Source organism: Streptomyces europaeiscabiei, assembly GCF_036346855.1.
Taxonomy (GTDB): domain Bacteria; phylum Actinomycetota; class Actinomycetes; order Streptomycetales; family Streptomycetaceae; genus Streptomyces; species Streptomyces europaeiscabiei.
The window spans coordinates 3,268,468-3,280,177 of record NZ_CP107841.1 but is presented as its reverse complement, the minus strand read 5'-3'; the positions used below and the strand labels follow the sequence as shown (position 1 = coordinate 3,280,177).

Sequence of the window (11,710 nt, the reverse complement as noted above, 5' to 3'; positions counted from 1 at the left end):
GGTACGACGGGCGTGACGGGTACGACGGGTGTGGCCGAGATGCCCGACCCATGAAAGGAAGTACGGAATGGGCGCGCCTGACGTTCACTTCGGCGCAGGTGCCTGCAACGGACGCCGCCCCGCCGACAAGGCGACGCCCCCGACAGCGGCCCGTGCGGGGCTTGTCGGAGGCGTCGCCTCATGGGGTCCGTCTGGCAGAGTCCGGGCTCATCCCACCTGGTTGTACACCGCCCCCGCCGCAGGCCACCCCTGCGGCTCCTCCAGGGGCTCCGGCTGGGTGCGGCCGCGCACCTGGGCGGCGGTGAGGCCCTGGGCGGCGCCCATGGTGCGGCGGCCCTGGGCGGCGCTCGCGAGGCCGGGCATGCCGGTCTGGGCGACGGGCTGGAGGCCGGGCGCCGGCATGGAGGCGGCCGGTGCGGCGGGCATCGGGGCCGGCGCGGGGATCGGCATCGGCATGGGGGTCGGCATGGGGGTCGGCGCGGGAGCGGGTGCCGGGGACGCGAACTGCATGGACGCGGCGGGAGCGGGTGCGGGGGACGCGAACTGCATGGAGGCGGCGGGCGCCTGCGGCGGGGACGCGAACTGCATGGACGCGGCGGGAGCGGGTGCCGGGGACGCGAACTGCATGGACGCTGCGGGCGCCTGCGCCGGGGACGCGAACTGCATGGAGGACGCGGCAGCCGGGGCCGGCATGCTCATGGCCTGCGCGGCGAGGTTGTGCATCCCGGTGCCGCTGGTCTCGCCCATCAGCCGGTCCACGGCCGCCGTACCCGAGCTGTAGCTGGTCCCGGTGCTCAGCTCCGGTACGGCGGCTCCCCTCCTGGACCCGTAGAGAACCGACTCCAGGCCGGACACCAGACGACGCACGTCCACCTGGGGCCGGACCACGAGTCGCAGGAAGCGACTGGACGAGCCGACCTTGTTGCCGCACTCGCGGACCAGGATCCGGTGCTCGGTGAGGAGCCGGTCGCGGACCACGGTGCCCTCGGCGCCCACGGGCAGGCGCACGAAGAGGAAGTTCCCCTGCGACGGGTAGACCGTCAGCCCGGGGAGGGCGGAGAGCTGGCGGGCCATGTCCAGGCGGTCCCGGCGGACCTGGTGCAGGCTCTCCATGTACTCGGCGCCATGGTTCTTGAGCATGAACACCACGTACTCGGCAAAGGAGTTGAGGTTCCACTTCGGCAGCATCGAGCGGATCTTGCCGGCGAGGGCGGGGTTGGCGACCATGTAGCCGAAGCGGATGCCGTGCAGGCCGAAGTTCTTGCCGAGGCTGCGCAGTACGACCACGTTGGGCCGCATGACCGCGTCCTGGACCGTGCTCGGCTCGGACTCGGCGTCGGCGAACTCCAGGAACGACTCGTCGATGACGATCAGGTCCAGGTCGGCCATCGCGTCCATGAACTGCACCAGCGCGTGCCGGTGCAGGAAGCCGCCGTCGGGGTTGTTCGGGTTGCAGATGACGGCGACCCGGGTGCCGCGGGCGCGAATGAACTCGGCGTACTGCGCGAGGTCCAGGGCGAAGCCGCTGGACTCCTGGAGCGGGAACATGTCGACGCGCTTGCCGGTCTCCATCGGCTGGTCGGTCCAGCGGCCGAAGGTGGGGACGGGGACGGCGAGCGACTCCCGGACCAGCAGATGGTCGATCCAGGTGATGAGCTCGGTCGAGCCGTTGCCCATCGCCACGCACTGCGGGGGCAGTTGGAGCAGGTTGCACAGCTCGGCCGTGATGGTGTCGGCGCTGCTGGGGTAGTACGTGATGATGTCGCGCAGTCTGCTCGCCATGTCGTCGAACATGGCGGGCGTGGGGAAGTACGGGTTGCACGGGATACAGAAGTCCACCGGACCCACCCCGTCGCCGCCCTCACGCGTCAGCGCAGCCATCGAAGGGCTGTGCGCCGCAGTGCTGCGGAACAACGAGGTGACGTTGTCGGCCATGGAACCTCCGTAGGGGGCGGGCCCGTTGGGGACGAGCGGGCCCGACGACTAGGGCGGCCCGTGCGGGGGAGCACGGACCGCTCATACATACGGAGGCTGAGGCGGCTCTGTTCAACCGCTGAGAATTCGGTGGGAACTTGTGAATCACCTGTGAAGAGTCGCCGTGGATCACTGCCGGGTGGCTGTCATCCGAAGGCGTGGACCGTCGTCGATCGGTACGTCTCCCCAGGTCGCAGCACCGTCGACGGGTACGACGGCTTGTTCGGCGAGTCCGGGAAGTGCTGGGTCTCCAGGCACAGCGCGTCCCCTTGCCGGTAGGTCTTCCCGGACGGTCCGACGAGCGTGCCGTCCAGGAAGTTCCCGGAATAGAACTGCAGTCCAGGCTCGGTCGTGGAGATCTTCAGTGTGCGGCCGGACGCCGGGTCGGTGAGCGTGGCGGCCCATTCCGGTCCGGCCGTACCGCTCTTGTCCAGAACCCAGTTGTGGTCGAACCCCTTGGCCTGGAGCAGCTGCGGATCGGCCGCGCGGACGTCCTTGCCCACCGCCTTGCCCGTTCGGAAGTCGAAGGGTGTGCCCGCGACGTCGGCCGGCTCGCCGGTGGGGATCAGGCCGGAGCCGACCGGGGTGTAGCGGGCGGCGGCGATCGTCAGCTCGTGGTCCAGGACCGAGCCGCTGCCTTCTCCCGCGAGGTTCCAGTACACGTGGTTGGTGAGGTTGACGACGGTGGTCCGGTCGGTTGTCGCCCCGTAGTCGATGCGCCACTCGCCCCGCTCGGTGAGGGTGTAGGTGACCTCCACGGCCAGCGCGCCGGGGTAGCCCATCTCCCCGTCGGCGCTGGTGTACGACAGCCGCAGACCCACGTCCGAGCCGTCCGTGAACGGCTCGACGTCCCACACGGCCCTGTCGAAGCCGTCCGCCCCGCCGTGCAGGCTGTTCGTGCCGTCGTTGACGGAGAGTTCGTACGTCTCGCCGTCCAGCGTGAAGCGGCCCGCGCCGATCCGGTTGCCGTACCGGCCGATCAGCGCGCCGAAGTAGGGCGACCCGGCGACGTAGTCCTCGACGGTGTCGAAGCCCAGGGAGACGTTCGCGTACCGGCCGTCCCGGTCCGGGGTCTCCAGGCACTGCACGATCCCGCCGTACGACAGGACCTTCAGACGGGTGCCGCCGTTCTCCAGCGACCAGCGGTGGATCTCGGTGCCGTCGGCCAGCTTGCCGAAGAGCTCCTTCACCGGCTTCCTGCCTCTCGTGGAAAAGCCGAGGGGTCCCGCGGGCTCGTGGCACGCGGGACCCGTCGACCAGCTCGAAAACCTGACTGCGAAAACGTGACTGCGAAAACCTGGCTACGAACCGGACTTGCGCTTGTTCCACACGTCGAACCCGACGGCCGCCAGCAGGGCCAGGCCCTTGATGACCTGCTGCCAGTCGGAGCCGACGTTGAGGAGGTTCATGCCGTTGTTGAGGACACCGAGGACGACACCGCCGATGATCGCGCCGAGGACGGTGCCGACACCGCCGCTCATGGACGCGCCGCCGATGAACGCCGAGGCGATGGCCTCCAGTTCGTAGTTGAGACCCGCCTTCGGGCCGGCCGCGTTGAGGCGGGCGGCGATCGCCAGACCTGCCAGGGCCGCCAGGGCGCCCATGTTCAAGAAGACGTAGAAGGTGACCTTCTTGTCCTTCACGCCGGACAGCTTCGCGGCCGGCAGGTTGCCGCCGATCGCGTAGATGTGACGGCCGAAGACCGTGTTCCGCATGACGTAGCCGTAACCGACCACCAGCAGACCGAGGATGATCAGGATGATCGGCGCACCCTTGTAGCTGGCGAGCAGCAGGGTGACGGTGAGCAGCGCGGCGACGATCGAGACGAGCTTGAGCATGAAGATGTTGAGCGGCGCCACGTCCAGCGAGAACTCCCGCTGACGCCTGCGGTCCCGGACCTCCTGGAGCACCACGAAGGTGATCAGGACGAGGCCGAGGAGCAGGGTGAGGTTGTGGTAGTTGGTCTGCGGGCCGGTCGCCGGCAGGAAGCCGTTGCCGATCTTCTGCAGGCCCTCGGGGAAGGGACCGAGGGTCTGGCCCTGCAGCAGGATCTCCGTGACACCGCGGAAGGTGAGCATGCCGGAGAGGGTGACGATGAACGACGGTATCCCGAGATACGCGATGAAGTAGCCCTGGATCGCACCGGCCAGGGCGCCCACCATCAGGCAGAGGACCACGGCGACGGGCCAGGAGATGTCGTGCTGCACGGTCAGTACGGCCGCGAAGGCACCGACGAACGCGGTCAGTGAGCCGACCGAGAGATCGATGTGGCCGGCGATGATGACCAGCATCATGCCGATCGCGAGGATCAGGATGTAGCTGTTCTGCAGCACCAGGTTGGAGACGTTGCGCGGCAGCAGCAGGTCACCGTCGGTCCACACCGCGAACAGCGCCACGATCACGCCGAGGGCGATCAGCATGCCGTACTGCCGCATGTTGCGGCGCATGCCGTCCAGCAACAGCTGGAGCAGACCTCCGCCCACCGCGCCCCCGCTCTTGCCGGGCGGCGCGGGGGCCGGGCTCTTGGCGGTCACATCCGTGCTCATCGGGTTACCTCTTTGTCCTTCGTCATCTGACGCATCAGCGATTCCTGCGTGGCCTCGGCACGCGGGAACTCGCCGGTCAGCCGTCCTGCGGCCATCGTGTAGATGCGGTCGCACATCCCGAGCAGTTCCGGCAGCTCGGAGGAGATGAAGACGACCGCCTTGCCCTCAGCGGCCAGCTTGTCGATGACCGTGTAGATCTCGTATTTGGCGCCGACGTCGATCCCGCGGGTCGGCTCGTCCAGGATCAGCACATCGGGACCCGCGAAGATCCACTTGCTGAGGACGACCTTCTGCTGGTTGCCGCCGGACAGCTTGCCCACCGGCTCGAAGACGGTCGGCGCCTTGATGTTCATGGACTTGCGGTAGCGCTCGGCGACCTGGCGCTCCGCGTGCTCGTCGACCACACCGCGCTTGGAGACCTTCTGCAGGGCACTCAGCGAGATGTTCCGGTTGATGGTGTCGATGAGGTTGAGGCCGTAGTGCTTGCGGTCCTCGGTGACGTACGCGATCCCGTGCTTGACCGCCTCCGGGACGGTCTTCGTACGGATCTCCTTGCCGTCCTTGAGGACCGTGCCCTCCGCGTACCGGCCGTACGTCCGCCCGAAGACGCTCATGGCGAGTTCGGTGCGGCCGGCGCCCATCAGGCCCGCGATACCGACGATCTCCCCGCGCCGCACGTTGATCGACACGTTGTCGACGACCTTGCGCTGCTGGTCGATCGGGTGGTGCACGGTCCAGTTGCGGATCTCCAGAGCGGCATCCGCGCCCACCTCCGCCTCGTGCGGGGTGCGCTCGGGGAATCGGTGGTCGAGGTCGCGGCCGACCATGCCGGAGATGATCCGGTCCTCGGTCGTCTCCGCCGACTTCACGTCGAGCGTCTCGATGGACTTCCCGTCGCGAATGATCGTCACCGAGTCCGCGACCTTGCGGATCTCGTTGAGCTTGTGGGAGATGATGATCGAGGTGATGCCCTGCTTCTTCAACTCCAGGATGAGATCGAGGAGTTTGTCGCTGTCCTCGTCGTTCAGGGCCGCGGTCGGCTCATCCAGGATGAGCAGCTTCACCTTCTTCGACAGCGCCTTGGCGATCTCCACGAGCTGCTGCTTGCCCACGCCGATGTCGGCGACGCGGGTCTCGGGGTGATCGCTCAGACCGACCCGGCGCAGCAGCTCGGAGGCGTGCCGCAGGGTCTCGTTCCAGTTGATCAGCCCACGCGTGGCGTGCTCGTTGCCGAGGAAGATGTTCTCCGCGAGGGAGAGGTACGGCACCAGCGCCAGCTCCTGGTGGATGATCACGATGCCGTGGTGCTCGCTGGCCCGGATGTCCTTGAAGGAGCAGAGCTCACCCTCGAAGAGGATGTCGCCCTCGTAGGTGCCGTGCGGATGGACGCCGGAGAGCACCTTCATCAAGGTGGACTTGCCGGCGCCGTTCTCACCGCAGATGGCATGGACCTCGCCCTGGCGGACGGTCAGAGTGACGTCCGACAGCGCTTTCACACCGGGAAAGGTCTTGACGATCGAGCGCATTTCCAGGACGGGTCCCGCCATGGTCTTGCCTTCCAATCCTTGAGATCCGACGCTTACTTGAGCTGGTCCGCCGTGTAGTAACCGCCGTCGACGAGGATCTCCGAGTAGTTGGTCTTGTCGACGCTGACCGGCTCCAGGAGGTACGCCGGGACGACCTTGGACCCGTTGTCGTAGGTCTTCGTGTCGTTCGTCTCGACCTTCTTGTCGTTCAGCACCGCGTCGACCATGTTCGAGGCGACCTTGGCCAGCTCACGCAGGTCCTTGTAGACCGTCTGCGTCTGCTCGCCCGCGATGATCGACTTCACCGAGGCAAGCTCGGCGTCCTGGCCGGTGAGGACAGGCAGCGGCTTGCTCTTGGAGCCGTAGCTGTCCGACTTCAGCGCCGACAGGATGCCGATGGAGATGCCGTCGTACGGGGAGAGGACCGCGTCGACCTTCTCGCTCTTGTACGACTTGGTGAGGATGTCGTCCATGCGGCGCTGGGCGGTGGCGCCGTCCCAGCGCAGGGTGGTGACCTGCGTGATCTTGGTCTGGCCGGACTGGACGACGAGCTGCTTCTTGTCGATGTACGGCTGGAGCACGCTCATCGCGCCGTTGAAGAAGTACTTGGTGTTGTTGTCGTCGTTGGAGCCGGCGAACAGCTCGATGTTGAAGGGGCCCTTCTTGCCCGCCGTCAGACCGAGCTTCTCGACGATGTAGTTGGCCTGGAGCTCGCCGACCTTGCTGTTGTCGAAGGAGGCGTAGTAGTCGACGTTCGGGCTGTTGAGGATCAGGCGGTCGTAGGAGATGACCGGGATGTTCGCGTCCTTGGCCTGCTGCAGCACGTTGTCGAGCGACTTGTTGTCGATCGCGGCGACGATCAGCGCCTTGACGCCCTGGGCGATCAGGTTCTCGATCTGGGAGACCTGCTGCTCGGGCTTGTCCTCGCCGTAGACCAGCTGGGTCTTGTAGCCCTTGGCCTCCAGGTCCTTGACGACGTTGTCGCCGTCGGAGATCCAGCGCTCGGAGGACTTGGTCGGCATCGCGATGCCGATGGTGGCGCCCTTGGTGTCACCCGAGGACTTCTCCTCGCTGCCGCCCTCGGAGCTCTGACCGCAGGCCGAGAGGGTCAGGGCCAGGGAGGCGGCGGTGGCTATGGAGGCGAGAGCGGCTCGGCGAGTACGCATGATCATCTTCCTTGATGGTCTTGATGGTGGTGAGGCCGGGACCCGATTGGGTAAGAATTTGTGTCGGAGTCTGTGCGACCGCGTCGGGTTCTGTGAAGGGAGGTTTCCGGAACGTTATGCGGGAGTTCCGAATCGCTTCAGCGCGCCCGGCAGCCGCGAGCCGAGCGGCGCCATGTCGCCGTCCGCCCCGTGCCGTGCGAGGAGGTCCAGGGCCAGCCTGCCGCGCCGTACGCGTTCCTTGGCCGTGGACAGGGTGAGGTCCCGCATGTGGTGCCCGTAGGGGTAGATCCCGGGGGACTTCGACAGGCCGAACTTCAGATAGATCGGTGCGCCGCGCCGGATCAGTTCGGCGACCTCGTACATCCGCACATAGCCGCCGAGGTCGTCGGGGGCTTCGATGTACATGTCCATGGGAGCGCCGGACACCCGCCGGATCTCCGTGAGGTGGTCGAGCGTCAGATCGCTCGGCACGTTGATCGAGTCGCCGCCGAGGTTCTCGTACACGGCGTACGCGGTCGGGTTGACCGGCCCGATCAGCGCCGACACCTTGAAGGTCGTGTCGGCCGGGATGATGCCCGCGACGCGTGCCCGGTGCAGCGTCCACAGCACACCCTCGTCGGCGACGAGCAGGCACTTCACACCCAGCTCGGTCGCGCGCACGGCGTCCTCGACACATCCGGCGACCGCGTCGTGACCGCGGGCCCTGAGGCCGGCGCCCTTGGAGTCGGTACGGGTGGAGGCGCCGATGTCCCAGGTGCCGCGCGGGCCGGTGAACAGGCAGAGCTCGATGTCACGCTCGGCCGTCGCCTCCACCATCTCGGTGATCTCGGCGTCGGTGAGCATCCACACGCCGCTGCCCTGGCTGATCCGGTGGATCGGCACATCGAGCCGCGAGGCCTCCTTGAGGACCACGGCGAGCGCCTCGGGCCCCTCGACGGAGGGGACCTCGGTGCGCCAGCTGCCGCCGCCTGGGAAGGAGTGCGGGGAGGCGTCGGAAGGGTCGAGGGCGGGCGCGCCCAGGCCGAGCGCGGCAAGCGCCTGCTCGCCGGGTCGGCGCGGCGCCGGAGCGGTGGTGTCGGTCACAAGCTGTCCTTCACAGGTTCGATATTTCGGACAAGGTTCGCGGCTCTTGGTGCACAGAGCTCTTGGGTGTACGCCGGTACGAAGTCGTCAGGGAGCCCCGTACCGGCGTACGGCTCAGGGGTGTGTCATGGCCGCAGCAGGACCTTTCCGACCGTCGGGTCGCCCGACCCGACCAGCTCGATGGCCTGCGAGAACTCCTCCAGCGGCAGCTCGTGCGTGACGAGCGGCAGCGGGTCCAGCAGCCCGGCCCCGAAGACCCGCACGGTGTGCGCCCAGGCGTCCGGCGCCGCGCCGAACACGGTGTGCACCTCCAGCTGCCGCACGACGAGATCCGTCGGGTCGAGCCCGTCCGCGCCCGGTGCCGGGATGCCCGTCAGGACCAGCCGCCCGCCGCGCCGCAGCAGGGCGGCGGCCGTGCGCGCCGCGTCCGCGGACCCGGCGGTCTCGATGACGACGTCGAAGTCGCCCGGCAGCTCCTGGTCCTTCGTGCGGAAGTCCGTGGCACCGAACCGCTTCGACAGCTCCGCCCGGTCCGAACGGGTACCCACGACGAGCAGCTCGGCCGGTGAGCCCGCCTTCAGGAACTGAACGGCGAACATGCCGAGCGTTCCCGTGCCCACCACGGCGACCCGCTCGCCGGGGACCGCGTTCGCCTTGAGCGCGGCGGCCGCGATGCACGCGGCCGGCTCCAGCAGCGCCGCCGCCGTCAGATCCGCGTCGTCCGGGAGGACGTGCAGCAGACGGGCGGGCAGGGTGAGGGTCGTGGCCATCGCGCCGGGCTGGGTGAACCCGGTCTCCTCGTACCCCGCCGAACACAGTGTGGTCTCGCCCGCGTGGCAGCGGTCGCACACCTGGCAGTTCCGGAAGCCCTCGCCCACGACCTTGCGGCCTACAAGACTTGAAGGGACACCGTCACCCACGGCCGTGACCGTTCCGGACCACTCGTGGCCCGGTGTGAGGGGGTAACGGACGTACCCCTCCGGCCTGTTGCCCTGGAAGACCTCGCGGTCGCTGCCGCAGATCCCGGAGGCGTGCACCCGGACCAGGGCCTCGCCGGCCTCCGGCTGCCGGGGCTCGTGCGGCACCAGCCGGTGCTCGCCCGGCGCCTCGATGACGACGGCGGTGGCCGTGTCGGGCGTGGCGGTCACTGGCTGCCCTTGGGCTTGCGCTGCTCCCAGCCCTCGGCCCACAGGTCGAACCGGGCCTGCTGCTGCGGGAACTCCGCCGCCGCGTCCACGTCCAGCTCGACACCGAGGCCGGGCTTGTCGGACAGGTGGAAGTAGCCGTCCACGACCTCCGGGGCCCCCGAGACGACCTTCTTGATCTCCGCGTCCGCGAAGTCGTTGAAGTGCTCCAGGATCTTGAAGTTCGGGGAGGTGAAGCCGACCTGGAGGGAGGCCGCGGTCAGCACCGGCCCGCCCACGTTGTGCGGCGCGACCAGCGTGTAGTGGGTCTCTGCGGTCGCCGCCAGCTTGCGGGTCTCCCAGATGCCGCCGATGTGGCCGACGTCGGGCTGGATGATGTCCACGGCCTGGCTCTCGAAGAGCTCCCGGAACTCGATCCGGTCGTGGATCCGCTCACCCGTGGCCACCGGGATGTCGACCTTGGCGGCGACCTTCTCCAGCGCCTTCAGGTTCTCCGGCGGGCACGGCTCCTCCAGCCACGCGGGCTTGAAGGGCGCCAGGTCCTTGGCGAGGCGGACGGCGGTGGAGGGCGAGAACCGGCCGTGCATCTCCAGCATCAGCTCGGAGTCCGGCCCGATGGCGTCGCGCACGGCCTCGATCAGGGAGACCGCGTACATGCTCTGCTCGTGGTCCAGCTCGAAGTGGCCGGTGCCGAAGGGGTCGATCTTGAGCGCCTTGTAACCGCGCTCCATGACCCCCTGCGCCGCCTTGTGGTACGCCTCGGGCGTGCGCTCGGTGGTGTACCAGCCGTTGGCGTACGCCTTGACCTTGTCGGTGACCTTGCCGCCCAGCAGCTGCCAGACGGGGACGCCGAGGGCCTTGCCCTTGATGTCCCAGCAGGCCATCTCGATGACCGCGATGCCGGACATCACGATCTCGCCGGCCCGCCCGTAGTCGCCGTACTTCATCCGCTTGACCAGATCCTCGACAGCGAACGGGTCGGAGCCGAGAATGTGGTTGGCCTGTGCCTCGTGCAGATAGCCGAGCAGTGCGTCGGTGTGGCCGAGCATGCGGGTCTCGCCGACGCCGGTGAGCCCCTCGTCGGTGTGCACCAGGACGTAGGTCAGGTTCCGCCACGGCGTCCCGACCACGTGCGTGCTGATTCCCGTGATGCGCACGGTACTCCCTGTCCTTTGTGGTCTGTTCGAAATTTCGTCACTCGTTCGAAATGCTGGTCGCGACAGTAAGGACGACCCGGTCGGAGTGTCAATGGGTCGAACGCACAACGGTTTCGGGTCGATGGTCGTCGATGGCCGGGATGGCGGGCAAATGATCCGGACCGTCCCCGCCCCGACGCCCCGGTCCACGAGGTTCCTACACAACTTTCACGGGCCCACCCGGGAACGTCACCACTGCGGAACATAATCTTCCGGCGTCATGGATTACTGCCACCCGTGCCAACGGCACCTCAATGGCGCCCTCTCCTGCTCGGGGTGCGGCGCGTCGGCCGAAGAGTGCCGGTCCCATCCGGACGCGCTGTCCGTCCGGGACCACACGGCCGTGGACGAGCGCGAGGACGTGTCCGGGGAGGAAGCCACCCGCGAGCGCCCGAGTGGTGGACACCGTGCGCGGTCCCAGGGCCGTGGTCGCGGCGGGCGGGCCGGGCAGGACGACATGCCCGCGGGTGAACGCGACGACGCGTTCGAGGACGCGGCCGACGGCGACGCCCCGGCGGCCGGCGGGCGCCGTGCCCGGTCCCGGGGTCGTGGCCGCGGTGCGCGGGTCGGACGCCGCGACCGCAAGGCCGCCGCGCACCGGCGCCGGCGGCGGCGGGTGCTGATGATCGGGGCCGGCCTGCTGCTCGCCGCAGGCGGACTGAGCCTCGCCGAACTCGGCATGGAGGCACCGCCGGCGGAGCCGCGCGCGGTCTCCGTGGACGACGTCTCCGACGCCTCCCCGACGGCTGCGGCGGACGATGTCGAGGATGCCGGCGACGGCTCCAACGACCCCGCCGACGTCGACAAGAACGGGAAGAAGCCGGACAAGTCGGCGTCCCCGTCGGCCTCGGAGTCCGAGAAATCCGAGGGCGAGGACGACGCCGAGGACGCGGACAAGCCCAGGGACCGCTCGGCCACCGACGCCACGGCGAGCCCCGCCCCTTCGGCTCAGGACCCGACCTCCGACCCCGGCGACTCCGACACCCCGGCCACCGAACCGACCGCGGACGACCCCACTCCGGAGCCCAGTCCGACGGAGACGTGCAAGCAGTTCCTGTGGTGGTGCTCGTAGCG

The 11,710-nt window shown here is 68.5% G+C and carries 8 protein-coding genes and 1 pseudogene; 1 reads left to right on the top strand and 8 read right to left on the bottom strand.

The annotated features are described in order from the left end of the window. Positions 1 to 207 precede the first annotated feature (207 nt). From OG858_RS14220 to OG858_RS14185, 8 genes and pseudogenes are all read right to left on the bottom strand, one after another. On the bottom strand, positions 208 to 1,935 hold the full coding sequence (locus tag OG858_RS14220; RefSeq protein WP_319064714.1) for a pyridoxal phosphate-dependent aminotransferase: 1,728 nt from the start codon (positions 1,933 to 1,935) through the stop codon (positions 208 to 210). A gap of 185 nt (positions 1,936 to 2,120) precedes the next feature. After that, positions 2,121 to 3,182: pseudogene (locus OG858_RS14215) on the bottom strand (aldose epimerase family protein); the annotation flags it as partial. 93 nt (positions 3,183 to 3,275) lie between these two features. Beyond that, positions 3,276 to 4,520 carry a multiple monosaccharide ABC transporter permease gene (gene mmsB, locus OG858_RS14210; protein WP_086747467.1) on the bottom strand — a complete coding sequence of 415 codons (1,245 nt, stop codon included), beginning with the start codon at positions 4,518 to 4,520 and terminating at the stop codon, positions 3,276 to 3,278. Continuing rightward, positions 4,517 to 6,067, bottom strand: a complete 1,551-nt coding sequence (gene mmsA, locus OG858_RS14205; protein ID WP_086747466.1) for a multiple monosaccharide ABC transporter ATP-binding protein — start codon at positions 6,065 to 6,067, stop codon at positions 4,517 to 4,519. The genes mmsB and mmsA overlap by 4 nt, the downstream gene beginning before the upstream one ends. 32 nt (positions 6,068 to 6,099) lie before the next feature. Next, complete coding sequence (gene chvE, locus OG858_RS14200; protein WP_086747470.1) at positions 6,100 to 7,212, bottom strand: multiple monosaccharide ABC transporter substrate-binding protein; 1,113 nt, start codon at positions 7,210 to 7,212, stop codon at positions 6,100 to 6,102. 114 nt (positions 7,213 to 7,326) lie between these two features. Further along, a complete protein-coding gene (locus OG858_RS14195; RefSeq protein WP_086747465.1) occupies positions 7,327 to 8,295 on the bottom strand; it encodes a hypothetical protein in 969 nt (322 codons plus the stop codon). 125 nt (positions 8,296 to 8,420) lie between these two features. Continuing rightward, complete coding sequence (locus OG858_RS14190; protein WP_319259352.1) at positions 8,421 to 9,443, bottom strand: zinc-dependent alcohol dehydrogenase; 1,023 nt, start codon at positions 9,441 to 9,443, stop codon at positions 8,421 to 8,423. Then, positions 9,440 to 10,597 carry a mandelate racemase/muconate lactonizing enzyme family protein gene (locus OG858_RS14185; protein ID WP_086747463.1) on the bottom strand — a complete coding sequence of 386 codons (1,158 nt, stop codon included), beginning with the start codon at positions 10,595 to 10,597 and terminating at the stop codon, positions 9,440 to 9,442. Before OG858_RS14185 ends, OG858_RS14190 begins: the two co-directional genes overlap by 4 nt. Before the next feature lie 259 nt (positions 10,598 to 10,856). On the opposite strand from OG858_RS14185, the gene OG858_RS14180 reads away from it, so the two are divergent. Next, positions 10,857 to 11,708, top strand: a complete 852-nt coding sequence (locus OG858_RS14180) for an SCO2400 family protein (protein ID WP_408059399.1) — start codon at positions 10,857 to 10,859, stop codon at positions 11,706 to 11,708. Positions 11,709 to 11,710: the final 2 nt, after the last annotated feature.